Genomic DNA, 17,589 nt, shown 5'->3' on the forward strand with positions numbered 1-17,589 from the left:
CTTAATCACAGAGATGTCCCGACAATCATCAGGGCTGTAATTAAAGATAACACAAAGATGTCGTAACGTTTTGATAACAACCCAAATTGATAAATTTCGGACTGGTCCAGAAGGGAGGAAACAAAAAACCCCGCCGTAGCGAGGTTTTACAATTTAGCTTAGGGCCAGCCAGATGAGTTGGCTCCAGAACAGAATCGACACGGTAAAAACGCCGATCCATGACCAGTATTTGTGAGACGTCATGTTATTCATCATAGGGACACCAGGCATTATTTATAAAAAGTTCCGAGGTTTGTCCTCAGCGCTATATTGCTGATGTGTATTTATTAAAGAGTACAAAGGTGCAGAGTCTTATTCAGACTATTTGCATCGTTACGCAATAAACTAAATTATTGTTTTTTGGGTTCGTCTTCTGCGAACACATCAATAAACGCTTGCTGCTGCGGCGTCAGTTTCCAGGACGCGGGGACAACCGTCACCGGTGCTTTACGCCCTCTGTGGCCATTGTCACGATGCTGACACATCTGTTTCACCGAAGCTGTACGAACCGTCACTGCCATATTTAACCCCAATATTTCCAGGCCAGGAGAGCAACAGCCACCCAAAACAGGGCGGAGACGAGAAAGACCGCCAGCCAGGCTTTACGCTTGAGCGCAGGATCCCTTTGCGGTTCTTCACTTCCTGAAGGCATTGCTAACCTCATACAATCGACATCGCTTATCATTTAGGACCAAACAATTGGTACAATTAATCATCTGTTGAGATAAATCCTAAAGAAACTTTAGCCGAAAAGCCAGTGAATTTACGCATCGGGAGGTATGAAATATTCAATCTTTTGACCAGAAATAAATAATTGAAAAGAAAAATTTGCGAAGCCGTAAAATAGTTTCTACTTTTGTCGCCAATTCACGACATTAAAACCACACAAAATAAAAGGCTAATGACATTATATGGCAGGGAGGGTAGATGATGATAATTCTAATTTAGCTTTGAGGGGTTATTTCGGTATCTTTCCGCAGGGGAAAGATACCGGGAGTGATTATTTTGCCGGGAGTTTGATATCTTTAAACATCTCTTCAATATCTTCATTTGAGCGTAATGCAACGGCGGTATCCACCACATCACGCGTTAAATGCGGGGCAAAGCGCTGAATAAAATCATACATATAGCTACGCAGGAAAGTGCTGCGACGGAACCCAATTTTTGTGGTGCTATGGCTGAAAATATCGTGCGCATCAAGGCGTACCAGGTCAGGGTCTGACACCGGATCGACCGCCATGCTGGCGATAACGCCTACCCCCAGCCCCAGCCGGACATAGGTCTTAATCACGTCGGCATCGGTGGCGGTAAAGACAATACGCGGCGTTAATCCTGCCCGGTTAAACGCCGTATCAAGCTCCGAGCGCCCGGTAAAACCAAACGTGTAGGTCACTAAAGGATATTGCGCCAGCTCTTCGATCGTCACCGACCCTTTCCCCGCCAGCGGGTGATCAGGGGTGACCACAATGGAACGGTTCCAGTGGTAGCATGGAAGCATTACCAGATCGTCATACAGGTGCAGCGCCTCCGTTGCGATAGCAAAGTCCGCATTGCCCTTCGATACCGCCTCCGCAATTTGCGTTGGCGAGCCCTGATGCATATGCAGCGAGACGCGTGGATAACGCTCGATAAAGCCCTTAATCACCCCCGGAAGCGCATAGCGAGCCTGGGTATGCGTCGTGGCGATATACAGCGAGCCTTTATCCGGCCAGGTATGTTCCCCGGCCACAGACTTAATCGCATCGACTTTGGAGAGGACTTCCCGCGCAATACGGATGATTTCCTGCCCTGCAGGCGTCACCTGTGTCAGGTGCTTACCGCTGCGGGCAAATATCTGGATACCTAACTCGTCCTCCAGCATACGAACTTGTTTGCTGATACCCGGTTGCGAGGTATACAAACCCTCGGCGGTAGAAGAGACGTTAAGGTTGTGATTCACCACCTCAACGATATAACGAAGCTGCTGTAATTTCATGCCAGACCATCCGATTTAGCGCATGCGGTCAATCGCTTAAGACGATTTAATAATAAGAAACAGGTTAACTATAACCACTATATCATTTATAGCCTGACTGTATAGTACGGAACAAAAAATAATAACAAGGCAATAAAAAAGGGCCGGAAAGCCGGCCCTTTTGCAGGTAAGTTACGGTAAGGGAAGATTATTTCTTGCCTTCAACCCATTTGCCATCGACAAAGAAGGCTGACCATCCGGTCGCTTTACCCTCTTTCTCTGCCGCCACATACTGCTGCTTCGTTTTACGGCTAAAACGTACCACGGTTTTGTTGCCTTCCGGATCCTGCTGAGGCGCATCGGCCAGGTAACGCAGTTTCTCAGGCAGACGATCGCGGAAACGGTGTAACTCTTCCACCAGCGGCGCGCGAGTTTCGCGCGATTTCGGGAACGTGTTGGCTGCAAGGAAAACCCCTGCAGCGCCATCACGCAGCACGAAATAGGCATCGGATTTCTCACACGGTAACTCTGGCAGCGGAACCGGGTCTTCCTTCGGCGGAGCCACTTCACCGTTACGCAGAATTTTGCGCGTGTTTTTACACTCGTCGTTGGTGCAGGCCATGTACTTCCCGAAACGCCCCATTTTCAGGTGCATTTCAGAACCACACTTCTCGCACTCTACAATCGGACCGTCATAGCCTTTAATGCGGAACTCACCCTCTTCGATCTCATAGCCGTCACACGTTGGGTTATTACCGCAGACGTGCAATTTACGTTTTGGATCGATCAGGTAGCTGTCCATTGCCGTGCCGCATTTTTTGCAGCGGCGTTTGGCTCGCAGGGCGTTGGTTTCTGCATCATCACCTTCCAGCACGTTGAGAACTTCATTCTCAGGCACCAGGTTGATGGTGGTTTTGCAGCGCTCTTTGGGCGACAGCGCATAGCCGGAGCAGCCGAGGAATACACCTGTTGTTGCGGTGCGGATCCCCATCTTGCGGCCACAGGTTGGGCAGTCGATGCTGGTCAGGACCATCTGGTTAGGCAGCATGCCGCCCTCTTCCGGATCCTTCTCCGCTTTTTCAAGCTGGTCGGTGAAGTCACTGAAGAAGCTATCGAGTACTTTTTTCCACTCTGCCTGATGGCTGGCAACCTGGTCGAGGCTGTCTTCCATTTGCGCGGTGAAATCGTAGTTCATCAACTCGCGGAAGTTGGCTTCCAGGCGGTCGGTGACGATCTCCCCCATTTTTTCCGCATAGAAACGACGGTTTTCAACACGTACGTAACCACGGTCCTGAATCGTCGAGATGATGGACGCGTAGGTTGACGGACGGCCAATACCGCGTTTTTCCAGCTCTTTTACCAGCGAGGCTTCGCTAAAGCGCGCAGGTGGTTTGGTGAAGTGCTGAGCCGGGATCAGCTCGACCAGAGACAGTTCGTCCCCTTTGTTCACCGCAGGCAGCGTCCGGTCTTCATCACCTTTACGCAGCGCGGGCATCACTTTCGTCCAGCCGTCGAAGCGCAGGATGCGACCGCGCGCCTTGAGACGGAAATCCCCCGCGCCGACGGTCAGCGTGGTGGAATCGTACTGCGCTGGCGTCATCTGACACGCCACGAACTGACGCCAGATCAGCTGATACAGCTTCTGCGCGTCCGCTTCCATATCCTTCAGCGATTCGGCTAACACAGAGACATCAGAAGGACGAATTGCTTCGTGCGCTTCCTGGGAATTTTCTTTGCTGGCGAACTGGTTGGCTGTTTCCGGCAGGTATTTCTTGCCGAAATTGTCACTGATATAGCCACGCACCATGTTAACCGCATCCTGGCTCAGGTTAGTTGAGTCAGTACGCATATAGGTGATGTAACCCGCTTCATACAGGCGCTGGGCCATCATCATGGTTTTCTTCACGCCGTAACCCAGACGGGTACTTGCCGCCTGTTGCAGCGTGGAGGTAATAAACGGCGCCCCAGGCTTACTGCTGGTCGGTTTATCTTCTCGTTCCAGTACCTGATAGCGTGCTTTTTCCAGCAGCGCGACAGCGGCCATGGTCTGGTCGCGGTTTTCAGGACGGAAAGGCTTGTCGTTCTGATGGCTGACCTGCAGCGGCAGTGCATCACCGCCCGGCGTGGTCACATTGGCATCGACTTCCCAGAACTCTTCTGGCACGAAGGCTTTAATTTCGCGTTCACGCTCAACGACCAGACGCACGGCGACGGATTGCACGCGACCGGCGGACAGGCCACGGGCAATCTTCTTCCACAGCAGCGGAGAGACCATATAACCCACAACGCGGTCCATAAAGCGACGCGCCTGCTGCGCGTTGACACGGTCGATATTCAGCTCGCCCGGCTTTTCAAACGCCTGACGAATCGCATTCTTTGTAATTTCGTTAAACACTACACGGCTGTAGCGTTTGTCATCACCCCCGATCACTTCCCGCAGGTGCCATGCAATGGCCTCCCCTTCGCGGTCAAGGTCGGTTGCGAGATAGATATGGTCTGCTTTTTCAGCAAGCTGCTTCAGTTCGTTAACGACTTTTTCTTTTCCTGGCAGCACTTCATAGTGTGCATCCCAGTTATGCCATGGGTTAACACCCATGCGGTTGACAAGCGCGCTACGTTCATCCTTTTTAGGCTTTTTAGCCCCTTTGGTGGAGGTAGAGTCTGCGCTCTTTTTGCTGGCTGAGCCACTGGTCGGCAAATCGCGGATATGACCGACGCTGGACTTAACCACGTAGTCATTACCCAGATACTTATTGATCGTTTTGGCTTTTGCCGGGGACTCAACGATGACGAGAGCTTTACCCATATTCACCTTTACCTAATTTAATTCTTCCAGGAATACGCCGCACGTTGATTTCCCTTCCGCTGACGACGAGCCAATGATATTGCGACTGCGTCAGGAGATATCAACCCCTTTGTCTTACCGGGCATCAAAGAAAACACGCCCAGGTGATTGAGTTCTCGGGTATTTTTCTCACATCTCGTGTAATTCGTGACGAATTCCCGGTCGAATGTCAAGCAATTCTGTTGCCAGAATGACGAAAGCGCACACTCTACCTGATAAAATTCGTTACGCAACTTTATTAGCATGCAAAAGCAAATCCTGCCAGCCACGCCCCCGCACCTTATCCCCTCACAATACAGGGAAAATTTGCCCCCAAAGCGCCCCCGGCGTAGACTATTGTCACTGTTTAAGGAGTGGATTATGCAGAATACGACCCAACCCATTGACCGAGCCTCTCTGCTTATCGAAGCAAACAAGCTTATCCGTGACCATGAAGACACGCTGGCGGGCATTGAAGCCACCGGCGTAGAGCAGCGTAATGGCGTGCTGGTGTTCAGCGGTGAATACTTCCTTGACGAACAGGGGTTACCGACCCCGAAAAGCACCGCCGTGTTTAACATGTTTAAATACCTGGCGCATACGCTTTCAGAGAAATATCACCTGGTCGATTAACGCAAAACGCGAGGCACAAGCCTCGCGTTTTTGTTTACAGCAGCGGTTTCTGCCCGCGTTGTAGCCAGCGGAGCAACAGGCGGTCCGCACTCTCTGCCGCGCTGTTGGTAAAGCGGTCAAGCAGTCGCTTACGCTGGGTAAAGCGCACCCCAACCAGCTCACGGCCGTCCATCAGGTTGAGCAGCAGATCGTCACTGGTGCCAACGGCATCCACCAGCCCTTTCTCCAGCGCCTGGACGCCATACCAGTGCTCACCCGTTGCCACCTGTTCGATATCCAGCGTTGGGCGCATACGGTGCACAAAATCTTTAAACAGGTGATGCGTTTCATTGAGATCCTCACGGAATTTTTGACGCCCTTCTTCCGTGTTTTCCCCGAGCAGCGTCAGGGTACGTTTGTACTGACCCGCCGTGTGAAGTTCGATATCAATCTCTTTATTTTTCAGGAAGCGGTTAAAGTTCGGGATTTGCGCGACCACGCCGATCGAGCCAATAATGGCGAACGGCGCGGCAACAATGTTATCCGCCACGCAGGCCATCATATAGCCACCGCTCGCCGCCACTTTATCCACGGCCACGGTCAATGGGATCTGTTTTTCACGCAAACGCTGCAGCTGCGACGCCGCCAGCCCGTAACCGTGAACCACGCCACCCGGGCTTTCAAGACGCACGACAACCTGATCCTGCGGTGTCGCCACGGCCAGCACGGCAGTGACCTCTTCGCGCAAAGACGCGACTTCATGCGCATCCATGCTGCCTTTAAAATCGAGCACATAAACCCGTGGAATGACCTTATCCTGCAGTGCATTGAGCTTAGCTTTTGCCTTCGCCGCTTTGGCTTCCTGTTTATGCTTTTTCTTCTGCGCTTTATGCCACAGTTTCTGTTGATGCGTATCCAGCAGCGCCAGAGACATCTCTTCCTGCATCTCTTGATACTGCTCGCTCAGGCGGGTGATGCGTAACTCCCCACGCTGACGCTTGCGCTGCGTCAGGTTAACAATCAGAACGGCAACCACCGCAATGGCAATCACCACCGTTGCGATTTTGGCCAAAAACAACCCATATTGAGAAAGTAATTCCACGCGTTCCACCTTGATTTAACCACGAATCTTTCACGGCAGTGTACAACAGCCCTGCCCATGCGTCTCGCTCGTGACATTACCTCTGCGAGCCGCCTTCAGGAATCCCCGGTCTGGAGTTTAAATATTTGCAAATTGTTAATTTTACAGTAATGCGTCCTGTAGACTGATTGAATTCTCATGCTAATTCGGGCATAAAGCCGAAAAGTCATAAAAGAAGGCGTCTTTGAATCACTGTGCGCCGAGGAGTCACCGTGCATTATCAACCGCAAAAAAATCTGCTGCAGAACCGCATCATCCTTGTCACCGGGGCCAGCGATGGGATTGGCCGTGAAGCGGCGCTGACCTACGCTGAGTATGGCGCGAGCGTCATCCTGACCGGCCGTAACGAAGAAAAACTGAAAGGGGTGGCGCAGGAGATTGAAGCCGCAGGTGGCCTTCCTGCCCGCTGGTACACGCTGGATCTGCTCACCTGTACCCCCGCCACATGTCAGGAGCTGGCTCACCGCATCAGCACGCACTACCCGCGACTGGACGGCGTACTGCACAATGCCGGTTTGCTTGGAGAGGTTCGCCCGATGGATGAACAGGATCCCGCAATCTGGCAGGAGGTCATGCAGGTCAACGTCAACGGGACGTTTTTCCTGACCCAGGCACTGCTTCCTTTATTACTCAAATCGGATTCTGGCTCACTGGTGTTCACCTCTTCCAGCGTTGGCCGGGAGGGGCGCGCGAACTGGGGCGCCTATGCCGTATCAAAATTCGCGACCGAAGGCATGATGCAGGTACTGGCGGAGGAGTATCAGAGCCGTCATCTGCGCGTAAACTGCATTAATCCGGGTGGAACGCGCACCAAAATGCGCGCCAGCGCCTTCCCGAGTGAAGATCCGCAGAAGCTGAAAACCCCGGCCGATATCATGCCGCTTTATCTCTGGCTGATGGGTGACGACAGTCGCCGCAAAACCGGGATGACCTTTGACGCCCAGCCGGGCCGTAAGCCGGGAATTTCGCAATGAGTGAAGAACGCCATCAGCAACGCCAGCAGCGGCTGAAAGAACAGGTTGACGCTCGCATCGCGGCCGCGCAGGACGAGCGCGGGATCGTCATCGTTTTTACCGGCAACGGTAAAGGAAAAACCACCGCCGCGTTTGGTACCGCCACCCGTGCGGTCGGACACGGGCAGAAAGTCGGCGTTATCCAGTTTATTAAAGGCGAGTGGCCCAACGGTGAGCGCAACTTGCTTGAGCCTCACGGCGTAGAGTTTCAGGTAATGGCGACCGGGTTTACATGGAACACCCAGAACCGGGAAACCGATACCGCAGCCTGTCTCGCCGTCTGGGAGCACGCGAAAAGAATGCTGGCCGATCCCACACTGAATATGGTTCTGCTGGATGAGATCACCTACATGGTCGCCTACGACTATCTGCCGCTGGACGCCGTACTGACGGCCCTCAAGAACCGGCCTGTCCATCAGACGGTCATCATCACGGGGCGCGGCTGTCATCGGGATATTCTGGAGCTGGCCGATACCGTCAGCGAACTGCGTCCGGTAAAGCATGCCTTTGACGCAGGTATCAAAGCGCAAATAGGGATTGATTACTAAAAAAAAGCCCGGTCACTGTGACCGGGCTTCTGTTTTTAACCGTTGTTATTGCGGCTGCCGGCGCGGCGATTACTGTTCACCTGGCTATGACGTTTCACCGCACGACGGATCTGATTCGCCTTCATGCGACGACGATCTTTCTCCACCGCCACCTTCGAGGTGGTTTCTGGCGTCAGGCCGACCAGCTCACGAAGATAGTTCGTTTGCGTCAGATCCAGTTCAGTATACCCCCCACGAGGCAGACCTTTTGGCAGCAGAATATCACCGTAGCGAACGCGGATCAGACGGCTAACCTGGACGCCGACCGCTTCCCAAAGACGACGCACCTCGCGGTTACGGCCTTCGGTCAGGGTTACGTTGTACCACTGGTTAATGCCTTCCCCACCGGTAAATTTGATGGTTTTGAACGCCGCAGGACCGTCTTCCAGCTGAACGCCACGCGACAGATCGCGTAGTTTATTTTCATCAACCTGGCCAAAGACACGCACGGCGTATTCACGTTCCACTTCACGGCTTGGGTGCATCAGACGGTTTGCCAGCTCACCGTCGGTGGTAAACAGCAGCAGACCGCAGGTGTTCACGTCCAGACGACCGACGGCAATCCAGCGAGCGCCACGCAGTTTTGGCAGACGGTCAAACACCGTCGGGCGACCTTCCGGGTCGTTGCGGGTGCACAGCTCGCCTTCCGGCTTATAGTAAGCCAGCACACGGCAGATCTGCTCAGCGGACTCTTTCACGGAGATAAGATGACCGTCGATACGGATCTTCAGCCCCGGTACGATTTCTACGCGGTCACCCAGCGTGGCGATTTTACCGTCCACACTCACGCGGCCCGCTTCAATAATGGCTTCGATTTCACGGCGCGAGCCGTGGCCGGCACGCGCCAGCACTTTCTGTAACTTCTCGCTCATTGAGCTTCCTCAGGTGTCGCCTTCACAGGCGTCGAATCAGGTCAAAAAAGGGCCGCGCCCTGCTTTGATGGCCGCGTAGTATATCTGCTTATACCATTACAAGAAAGGCTTTACGTCGCCCACGCCTTCACGAATCACTTCCGGCGTGTCTTCGGTTAAGTCGACCACGGTGGTTGGCTGTTGTCCGAGATAGCCACCGTGAATAATCAGCTCAACGATCTTCTCCAGACGATCTTTAATCTCTTCCGGATCCGACTCGGTAAACTCACTTCCCGGCAGCATCAGTGAGGTCGAAAGCATCGGCTCGCCGAGGGTTTCCAGCAGCGCCTGCGCAATCGGGTTCGACGGCACGCGCATGCCGATGGTTTTACGTTTTTCCTGCAACAGACGACGCGGTACTTCTTTGGTCCCTTTCAGGATGAAGGTGTAATTACCCGGCGTGTTGTTCTTGATCAGGCGAAACGCCACGTTATCGACATAAGCATAGGTCGACAACTCAGAGAGATCGCGACACATAAGGGTAAAGTTATGGCCGTCCGGCAGCTGGCGAATACGGCAAATACGCTCCATCGCCCCTTTATCTTCAATTTTGCAGCCCAGCGCATAGCCTGAATCGGTTGGGTAGACAATCACGCCGCCTTTGCGGACGATCTCCACGGCCTGATTAATCAGGCGCGGCTGCGGGTTATCCGGATGGATATAGAAAAACTGACTCATACTTCCCTCTCTTCAATTTGCTGCGGCTGTTCCCAGAGCTGCCAGACCGGCTCAACGCCTGCGGGCAACCAGAGCTTGCGCCCCAGTTCAATCCAGGCGCAGGGCTGATGGAAATCAGACCCCTGCGACCCAAGCAGGCCGAACTGACGCGCATAGGTCGCGAGCTGCGCACGCTCATTGGGCGCCTGCTGACACTGGGCGACTTCCATCGCTTCCCCACCGCATTCGGCAAAGTGCGCCAGCAGCCTTTTCAGCCATTTAGCAGAAAGATTATACCGCCCCGGATGGGCCAGCACGGCCTTACCGCCAGAATGATGAATCACATCAATAGCTTGTTTTATTGTACACCACTGCGGCGGAACGTATCCGGTTTTCCCCCGTGCAAGATACTTTTTAAAGACATCCGCCATCGTCGTGGCCTTGCCTGCTTCAACCAGAAAACGGGCGAAATGGCCGCGCGTGACCGCCCCGCCGTTCGCCAGTTTCTGCGCGCCTTCCAGCGCGCCCGGAATATGCGCCTTTTCCAGCCGCTCGCCGATCATCTCAGCACGCTGATGACGGCGTGCTTTTTGTTCTTGCAAAAAGGCCCGAAGTGCCGGATGGTCTATATCGATGTTCAGGCCAACTATATGAATTTCGTGGTTTTCCCAGACCGTCGAGATCTCGACGCCAGGCACCAGATTCAGCGCCAGTCCGCTGCGGGCAATCTCGGCGCGCGCGGCCGGGATGGCATCTGTCGTATCGTGATCGGTTATCGCCAGCGTGCCGACGCGCATTTCAACGGCACGATGAACCAGATCTTCGGGTGTCAGCAGGCCATCAGAGGCCTGAGTATGGCTGTGTAAATCATAAATAATCGCGTAGGTGGTATCGCTCAAAGCACTTCCCATAACAGGTTGGAGACATCCGAAACCACCATGATACCGACTTAAAACGAAATTCTGAAATCAAGGGTTGACAACACGCCATCGAACTAGTTAACTAGTACGCAAGTTCACACGAGAAAGGTATCTGAAAATGACAGCACATTGCACTCTGCACGGTTGGTGGCGTACTTCCTGATTATCGGGCAGTGTCACGCGTCTGCGAAATGCAAACAGATACCCAGCCCGCGACTAAGCGGGCTTTTTTTTGAACAGAAAATGAGAACACAATAATGCAAACAGCCAAACCACACCTCGAACTGCTGACCTGCGAGGCGGTCTATCGTCACAACCCTACCGCGCTGTTTCATCAGGTTTGCGGTGCCCGTCCGGCAACACTGCTGCTGGAGTCAGCGGATATCGACAGCAAGGACGATCTGAAGAGTCTGCTGCTGGTCGACAGCGCGCTGCGTATTACGGCGTTAGATAGCACCGTAACCATCAAAGCGCTGTCTGAGAATGGTGCGTCATTGCTGCCATTGCTGGATGCCACTCTGCCTGCCGGCATTGAAAATGAACGTCATCCAGAAATGCGTATTTTGCACTTCCCGCCAGTCAGCCAGCTGCTGGATGAAGACGCGCGCCTCTGTTCCCTGTCCGTCTTTGATGCCTTCCGCCTGCTACAGAATCTGGTCACGGTACCGGAAGATGAACGCGAGGCGATGTTCTTCGGTGGACTGTTTGCTTACGACCTGGTCGCCGGTTTTGAAGATTTGCCTGAAACCGAACAGGGTAACCGCTGCCCGGATTACTGCTTCTATCTGGCTGAAACCTTGCTGGTGATCGATCATCAGAAAAAATATACCCGCATTCAGGCAAGCCTGTTCACGCCGTCTTCCTCAGAGAAGCAGCGTCTCGAACACCGCATCACGCAGCTGCAGCAGCAGATGACCGAAGCACCGCCTGCGCTGCCCGTGCAGCGCGTGGAGAAAATGACCTGCGAAGTTAACCAGACCGATGATCAGTACGGTGCCGTGGTTCGCCAGATGCAAAAAGCGATTCGCGCCGGGGAAATTTTCCAGGTGGTGCCTTCCCGTCGCTTTTCTCTGCCCTGCCCGTCGCCGCTGGCGGCCTATGATGTGCTGAAAAAGAGCAACCCAAGCCCGTACATGTTCTTTATGCAGGATAACGATTTCACCCTGTTTGGCGCGTCGCCGGAAAGTTCGCTGAAGTACGACGCCACCAGCCGCCAGATTGAAATCTACCCGATCGCGGGTACCCGTCCACGCGGACGTCGCGCAGACGGTTCACTGGATCGCGATCTCGACAGCCGCATCGAACTGGAAATGCGAACCGACCACAAAGAGCTCTCCGAGCACCTGATGCTGGTTGACCTGGCGCGTAACGATCTGGCCCGCATTTGCACCCCTGGCAGCCGTTACGTGGCGGACCTGACCAAAGTTGACCGTTACTCCTTCGTCATGCATCTGGTCTCCCGCGTGGTCGGTGAGTTACGCCATGACCTCGACGTGCTGCATGCCTATCGCGCCTGCATGAACATGGGCACCCTGAGCGGTGCGCCGAAAGTGCGCGCCATGCAGCTGATTGCCGCCGCCGAAGGACGTCGTCGCGGCAGCTATGGCGGCGCGGTGGGCTATTTCACCGCCCATGGCGATCTGGATACCTGCATCGTTATCCGCTCCGCTTACGTCGAAGACGGTATCGCCACCGTACAGGCGGGTGCCGGGATTGTTCTTGATTCTGTTCCGCAGTCTGAAGCTGACGAAACACGCAGTAAAGCGCGTGCGGTCCTTCGCGCCATTGCTACCGCACACCATGCACAGGAGATTTTCTGATGGCTGACATTCTGCTGCTCGATAACATCGACTCATTTACCTATAACCTGGCAGATCAGCTGCGTGCGAATGGACATAACGTTGTTATCTATCGTAACCACGTCCCGGCACAGACTCTGATTGACCGTCTGGCTACCATGCAAAACCCGGTGCTGATGCTCTCCCCGGGCCCTGGCGCACCGAGTGAAGCGGGCTGTATGCCGGAGCTGCTGACCCGCATGCGCGGCAAGCTGCCGATTATCGGCATCTGCCTCGGTCATCAGGCGATTGTGGAAGCCTATGGCGGCTACGTCGGTCAGGCGGGTGAAATCCTGCACGGTAAAGCGTCCAGCATCGAACATGACGGCCAGTCCATGTTTGCCGGGCTGCCGAATCCGCTCCCGGTCGCACGCTACCACTCGCTAGTCGGAAGCAACATTCCTGCCGGGCTGACCATTAACGCCTCGTTTGAAGGGATGGTGATGGCGGTGCGTCATGATGCCGACCGCGTCTGTGGTATGCAGTTCCATCCGGAATCGATCCTGACCTCACACGGTGCCCGTCTGCTGGAACAGACCCTGGACTGGGCGTTGCAAAAACTGGAGCAGACTAACACCCTGCAACCGATTCTGGAAAAACTGTACCAGGCACAAACCCTGAGCCAGCAGGAGAGCCACCAGCTTTTCTCTGCCGTGGTTCGCGGTGAGCTGAAGCCTGAACAGCTGGCGGCTGCGCTGGTGAGCATGAAAGTGCGTGGCGAAAGCCCGCAGGAGATCGCGGGCGCCGCCACGGCTCTGCTGGAGAATGCCGCCCCGTTCCCGCGCCCCGACTATCCGTTTGCAGATATCGTCGGTACCGGGGGTGATGGCAGTAACAGTATCAATATCTCTACCGCCAGCGCCTTCGTGGCGGCGGCGTGTGGTTTAAAAGTGGCGAAACACGGTAACCGCAGCGTTTCCAGCCGCTCCGGATCGTCGGATTTGCTCGCTGCATTCGGCATTAATCTCGATATGAACGCCGAACGTTCCCGTGAAGCGCTGGATGACCTGGGCGTTTGCTTCCTGTTTGCGCCGAAATACCACACCGGTTTCCGCCACGCGATGCCGGTTCGTCAGCAGCTCAAAACCCGCACGCTGTTTAACGTGCTCGGTCCACTTATCAACCCGGCGCACCCGCCACTGGCGCTGATTGGCGTCTACAGCCCGGAGCTGGTTCTGCCGATTGCTGAGACGCTGCGCGTGCTCGGTTATCAACGGGCTGCCGTAGTACACAGCGGCGGGATGGATGAAGTGTCGCTGCATGCCCCTACGCTGGTGGCCGAACTGCGTGACGGCGAAATCCTGAGCTACCAGCTGGAAGCCGCTGACTTTGGTTTAACCCCGTATCACCAGGAGGCGCTGGCAGGCGGTACGCCGGAAGAAAACCGTGACATTCTGACGCGCTTATTACAAGGTAAAGGAGAGGTCGCCCATGAGGCCGCCGTTGCTGCCAACGTCGCCATGCTGATGCGTTTGCACGGCGAGGAAGACCTGAAGGCCAACGTTCAAAAAGTTCTGGATGTACTGCGCTCCGGTGCAGCTTACGATCGCGTTACCGCACTTGCGGCAAGAGGGTAAAGAATGCAGACCGTTTTAGCGAAAATCGTTGCCGATAAGGCCATCTGGGTGGAAGCCCGCAAGCAACAGCAGCCGCTTGCCAGTTTTCAGAATGACGTCGTTCCGAGCAGCCGTCGTTTCTATGACGCCCTGCAGGGTGCGCGCACCGCATTTATTCTTGAGTGCAAAAAAGCGTCCCCGTCTAAAGGCGTTATCCGTGACGATTTCGACCCGGCACGTATTGCCGGTATTTATAAGCATCATGCGTCCGCTATCTCCGTGCTGACGGATGAGAAATATTTCCAGGGCAGCTTCGATTTTCTGCCGATCGTCAGCGGCATCGCGCCGCAGCCGATCCTGTGCAAAGACTTTATTATTGACCCGTATCAGATCTGGCTGGCGCGTTTCTATCAGGCGGATGCCTGCCTGCTGATGCTCTCGGTTCTGGATGACGAACAGTATCGCCAGCTTGCTGCCGTGGCCCACAGCCTGAACATGGGCGTGCTGACCGAAGTAAGCAACGAAGAGGAGCTGGAACGCGCCATCGCGCTCGGGGCCAAAGTGGTCGGGATTAACAACCGCGACCTGCGCGATCTGTCCATCGATCTCAACCGCACGCGCCAGCTGGCGCCGCGTCTGGGTTCCGGCGTAACCGTTATCAGCGAGTCTGGCATTAACAGCTACGCTCAGGTGCGCGAGCTGAGCCACTTTGCCAACGGTTTTCTGATTGGCTCCGCCCTGATGGCGCATGACGATCTCAATGCGGCAGTGCGTCGGGTGCTGCTCGGTGAAAACAAAGTGTGCGGCTTAACCCGCGATCAGGACGCCCAGGCCGCCTATGAAGCGGGCGCCATTTACGGCGGACTGATTTTTGTGGAGACCTCCCCGCGCGCGATAAGCGAAGAGCAGGCGCGTAAGGTGATCGCCGCAGCCCCACTCAGCTATGTCGGCGTCTTCCGTAATGCGGACATCGCCGAGGTTGCGGCGAAAACCGACGCGTTATCGCTGAGCGCGGTACAGCTCCACGGTGATGAGGATCAGGCGTATATCAATGACCTGCGCGCCGCGCTGGCACCGCAGGTGCAAATCTGGAAAGCACAACGCGTCGATAAGACGTTACCCGCGCGAAACCTGAGCCATGTGGACAAATACGTCCTCGACAACGGCCAGGGCGGCACGGGCCAGCGATTTGACTGGTCACTGCTGAACGGTGAAAAGCTGGACAACGTCCTGCTGGCGGGGGGTTTAAGCCCGGATAACTGCGTGGAAGCTGCCAAAATGGGCTGCGCGGGCCTCGATTTCAATTCAGGCGTAGAGTCCCAGCCCGGCATAAAAGATGCCAGCAAACTGGCCTCCGTATATAAAACTCTGCGTGCATATTAAGGAAGAGAAGATGACGACATTACTTAACCCGTATTTTGGTGAGTTTGGTGGGATGTACGTCCCGCAAATCCTGATGCCCGCACTGCGCCAGCTGGAAGAAGCCTTTGTCAGCGCGCAGAAAGATCCGGCATTTCAGGCTGAATTTACCGATCTGCTGAAAAACTATGCAGGCCGTCCAACGGCGCTGACCAAATGCCGCAATCTGACCGAAGGCACCAAAACCACGCTGTATCTCAAGCGTGAAGACCTGCTGCACGGCGGCGCCCATAAAACCAACCAGGTGCTGGGTCAGGCGCTGCTCGCGAAGCGGATGGGCAAAACCGAAATCATCGCAGAAACCGGCGCAGGTCAGCATGGCGTAGCCTCTGCGCTCGCCAGCGCCCTGCTCGGCCTGAAATGCCGCATCTACATGGGTGCGAAAGACGTTGAGCGTCAGTCGCCGAACGTTTTCCGTATGCGTTTGATGGGTGCTGAAGTGATCGCGGTGCACAGCGGCTCCGCCACGCTGAAAGATGCCTGTAACGAAGCGCTGCGCGACTGGTCTGGCAGTTATGAGACCGCACATTACATGCTGGGTACCGCTGCGGGTCCGCATCCGTTCCCGACGATTGTCCGCGAATTCCAGCGTATGATCGGCGAAGAGACCAAAGCGCAGATCCTCGAAAAAGAGGGTCGCCTGCCGGATGCCGTTATCGCCTGTGTGGGTGGCGGCTCTAATGCTATCGGCATGTTCGCTGATTTTATCGACGAAACGAACGTCGGCCTGATTGGTGTGGAGCCTGCTGGCCACGGCATCGAAACCGGCGAGCACGGAGCGCCGCTGAAGCATGGCCGCGTGGGCATCTACTTCGGCATGAAAGCGCCGATGATGCAGACCGATGAAGGCCAGATTGAAGAGTCGTACTCCATTTCTGCCGGTCTGGACTTCCCGTCCGTCGGGCCCCAGCATGCATTCCTGAACAGCACCGGTCGTGCGGATTACGTTTCCATTACCGATGACGAAGCCCTTGAAGCGTTCAAAACGCTGTGTCGCAGCGAAGGGATCATCCCGGCGCTGGAGTCTTCGCATGCCCTGGCGCATGCGCTGAAAATGATGAAAGAAAACCCGGAAAAAGAACAATTGCTGGTGGTAAACCTTTCCGGTCGCGGTGACAAAGATATCTTCACCGTTCACGATATTCTGAAAGCACGAGGGGAAATCTGATGGAACGCTACGATAACGTATTTGCAGAGCTGAAATCCCGCCAGGAAGGCGCGTTCGTTCCCTTCGTCACCCTGGGCGATCCGGGCCCTGAGCAGTCGCTGAAGATTATCGACACCCTGATTGAAGCCGGTGCCGATGCGCTGGAGCTGGGGATCCCGTTCTCTGACCCACTGGCGGATGGCCCGACCATTCAGAACGCGACGCTGCGCGCCTTTGCCGCAGGCGTGACGCCAACCCAGTGCTTCGAGATGCTGGCCGCGATCCGCCAGAAGCACCCGAGCATTCCGATTGGTCTGCTGATGTACGCCAACCTGGTATTCAACCGCGGAATCGACGAATTTTATGCCGAGTGCGCGCGGGTGGGCGTCGACTCGGTGCTGGTAGCCGACGTGCCGGTTGAAGAGTCCGCGCCGTTCCGCCAGGCGGCGATGCGCCATAATGTGGCCCCGATCTTCATCTGCCCGCCGAATGCGGATGACACACTGCTGCGCCAGATTGCCTCCTACGGACGCGGTTATACCTACCTGCTCTCCCGCGCGGGTGTGACCGGTGCGGAGAACAAAGCGGCGCTGCCTCTGCATCATCTGGTGGAAAAGCTGGCTGAATATCACGCCGCACCACCGCTGCAGGGCTTCGGCATTTCATCTCCGGATCAGGTCACCGCGGCGATTGACGCGAAGGCGGCAGGTGCCATTTCCGGCTCCGCGATTGTGAAGATCATCGAGAAGAACGTGGACAAGCCAGAGCAGATGCTGGCCGAGCTGAAAACGTTCGTCAGCGCCATGAAGGCCGCGACGCGTAAATCCTGACCCATCCACCGTCTGGCATCCCTGCCAGACGGTTACCCTTCCTTCCGCACTATCTACAAAGGATTACATCAAAATTGATCCTGTCGATATTTTCGGTGTGAATGGCTTTTCAAACGGTCATGTAAGCGTATGATCTGGACT

17 protein-coding genes and 1 other annotated feature are annotated in these 17,589 nt (G+C 55.1%); of the genes, 8 read left to right on the forward strand and 9 right to left on the reverse strand.

Going from position 1 to position 17,589, the window contains the following annotated elements; all coding sequences use genetic code 11:
* Positions 1 to 153 precede the first annotated feature (153 nt).
* The 5 genes from ymiC to topA all read right to left on the reverse strand — a co-directional run bounded on the left by ymiC (position 154) and on the right by topA (position 4,799).
* Positions 154 to 252 (reverse strand): small membrane protein YmiC, encoded by a 99-nt coding sequence (gene ymiC / locus C5687_RS25055; protein WP_032672427.1) that lies wholly within the window; start codon positions 250 to 252, stop codon positions 154 to 156.
* A gap of 137 nt (positions 253 to 389) precedes the next feature.
* Complete coding sequence (locus C5687_RS24895) at positions 390 to 560, reverse strand: hypothetical protein (protein ID WP_053060153.1); 171 nt, start codon at positions 558 to 560, stop codon at positions 390 to 392.
* A 2-nt stretch (positions 561 to 562) separates the two neighbouring features.
* Positions 563 to 703, reverse strand: a complete 141-nt coding sequence (locus C5687_RS10650) for a YmiA family putative membrane protein (RefSeq protein ID WP_216689425.1) — start codon at positions 701 to 703, stop codon at positions 563 to 565.
* Between the two features lie 336 nt (positions 704 to 1,039).
* Positions 1,040 to 2,014: an HTH-type transcriptional regulator CysB gene (gene cysB / locus C5687_RS10655; protein ID WP_006175683.1), complete on the reverse strand. Its 975-nt coding sequence runs from the start codon at positions 2,012 to 2,014 to the stop codon at positions 1,040 to 1,042.
* Positions 2,015 to 2,201: 187 nt separating this feature from the next.
* On the reverse strand, positions 2,202 to 4,799 hold the full coding sequence (gene topA, locus C5687_RS10660) for a type I DNA topoisomerase (RefSeq protein ID WP_094916983.1): 2,598 nt from the start codon (positions 4,797 to 4,799) through the stop codon (positions 2,202 to 2,204).
* 399 nt (positions 4,800 to 5,198) lie between these two features.
* On the opposite strand from topA, the gene C5687_RS10665 reads away from it, so the two are divergent.
* On the forward strand, positions 5,199 to 5,450 hold the full coding sequence (locus tag C5687_RS10665; RefSeq protein ID WP_003856804.1) for a YciN family protein: 252 nt from the start codon (positions 5,199 to 5,201) through the stop codon (positions 5,448 to 5,450).
* A gap of 34 nt (positions 5,451 to 5,484) precedes the next feature.
* Here the strand turns inward: C5687_RS10665 and sohB are convergent, their stop codons facing one another.
* Complete coding sequence (sohB, locus tag C5687_RS10670) at positions 5,485 to 6,531, reverse strand: protease SohB (protein WP_104556919.1); 1,047 nt, start codon at positions 6,529 to 6,531, stop codon at positions 5,485 to 5,487.
* A gap of 251 nt (positions 6,532 to 6,782) precedes the next feature.
* On the opposite strand from sohB, the gene C5687_RS10675 reads away from it, so the two are divergent.
* Entirely contained in the window at positions 6,783 to 7,544 is a 762-nt protein-coding gene (locus C5687_RS10675; protein WP_045285942.1) for a YciK family oxidoreductase, read from the forward strand.
* Positions 7,541 to 8,131 carry a cob(I)yrinic acid a,c-diamide adenosyltransferase gene (gene cobO / locus C5687_RS10680; RefSeq protein WP_059387019.1) on the forward strand — a complete coding sequence of 197 codons (591 nt, stop codon included), beginning with the start codon at positions 7,541 to 7,543 and terminating at the stop codon, positions 8,129 to 8,131. Before C5687_RS10675 ends, cobO begins: the two co-directional genes overlap by 4 nt.
* A gap of 35 nt (positions 8,132 to 8,166) precedes the next feature.
* On the opposite strand, the gene rluB is transcribed toward cobO, so the two are convergent.
* From rluB to rnm, 3 genes are all read right to left on the reverse strand, one after another.
* Complete coding sequence (gene rluB / locus C5687_RS10685) at positions 8,167 to 9,042, reverse strand: 23S rRNA pseudouridine(2605) synthase RluB (protein WP_025756579.1); 876 nt, start codon at positions 9,040 to 9,042, stop codon at positions 8,167 to 8,169.
* A gap of 96 nt (positions 9,043 to 9,138) precedes the next feature.
* Positions 9,139 to 9,759: an L-threonylcarbamoyladenylate synthase gene (locus C5687_RS10690; protein WP_104556920.1), complete on the reverse strand. Its 621-nt coding sequence runs from the start codon at positions 9,757 to 9,759 to the stop codon at positions 9,139 to 9,141.
* The gene (rnm, locus tag C5687_RS10695) at positions 9,756 to 10,649 is read right to left on the reverse strand and encodes an RNase RNM (protein WP_071994025.1); all 894 of its coding nucleotides are present in this window, start codon (positions 10,647 to 10,649) and stop codon (positions 9,756 to 9,758) included. The genes C5687_RS10690 and rnm overlap by 4 nt, the downstream gene beginning before the upstream one ends.
* Before the next feature lie 148 nt (positions 10,650 to 10,797).
* Positions 10,798 to 10,892: a sequence feature (Trp leader region), on the forward strand.
* 23 nt (positions 10,893 to 10,915) lie between these two features.
* Here rnm and C5687_RS10700 point away from each other — a divergent pair.
* The 5 genes from C5687_RS10700 to trpA are packed head-to-tail and all read left to right on the forward strand — an operon-like array spanning position 10,916 to position 17,448.
* Positions 10,916 to 12,478: an anthranilate synthase component 1 gene (locus C5687_RS10700; RefSeq protein ID WP_025756576.1), complete on the forward strand. Its 1,563-nt coding sequence runs from the start codon at positions 10,916 to 10,918 to the stop codon at positions 12,476 to 12,478.
* Complete coding sequence (trpD, locus tag C5687_RS10705) at positions 12,478 to 14,073, forward strand: bifunctional anthranilate synthase glutamate amidotransferase component TrpG/anthranilate phosphoribosyltransferase TrpD (RefSeq protein ID WP_104556921.1); 1,596 nt, start codon at positions 12,478 to 12,480, stop codon at positions 14,071 to 14,073. Before C5687_RS10700 ends, trpD begins: the two co-directional genes overlap by 1 nt.
* 3 nt (positions 14,074 to 14,076) lie before the next feature.
* Complete coding sequence (gene trpCF / locus C5687_RS10710; protein WP_104556922.1) at positions 14,077 to 15,435, forward strand: bifunctional indole-3-glycerol-phosphate synthase TrpC/phosphoribosylanthranilate isomerase TrpF; 1,359 nt, start codon at positions 14,077 to 14,079, stop codon at positions 15,433 to 15,435.
* Between the two features lie 10 nt (positions 15,436 to 15,445).
* Positions 15,446 to 16,639: a tryptophan synthase subunit beta gene (gene trpB, locus C5687_RS10715; RefSeq protein ID WP_104556923.1), complete on the forward strand. Its 1,194-nt coding sequence runs from the start codon at positions 15,446 to 15,448 to the stop codon at positions 16,637 to 16,639.
* The gene (gene trpA / locus C5687_RS10720; RefSeq protein ID WP_095440490.1) at positions 16,639 to 17,448 is read left to right on the forward strand and encodes a tryptophan synthase subunit alpha; all 810 of its coding nucleotides are present in this window, start codon (positions 16,639 to 16,641) and stop codon (positions 17,446 to 17,448) included. Before trpB ends, trpA begins: the two co-directional genes overlap by 1 nt.
* Positions 17,449 to 17,589 lie beyond the last annotated feature (141 nt).

Source organism: Enterobacter sichuanensis (assembly GCF_002939185.1).
Classification (GTDB): domain Bacteria; phylum Pseudomonadota; class Gammaproteobacteria; order Enterobacterales; family Enterobacteriaceae; genus Enterobacter; species Enterobacter sichuanensis.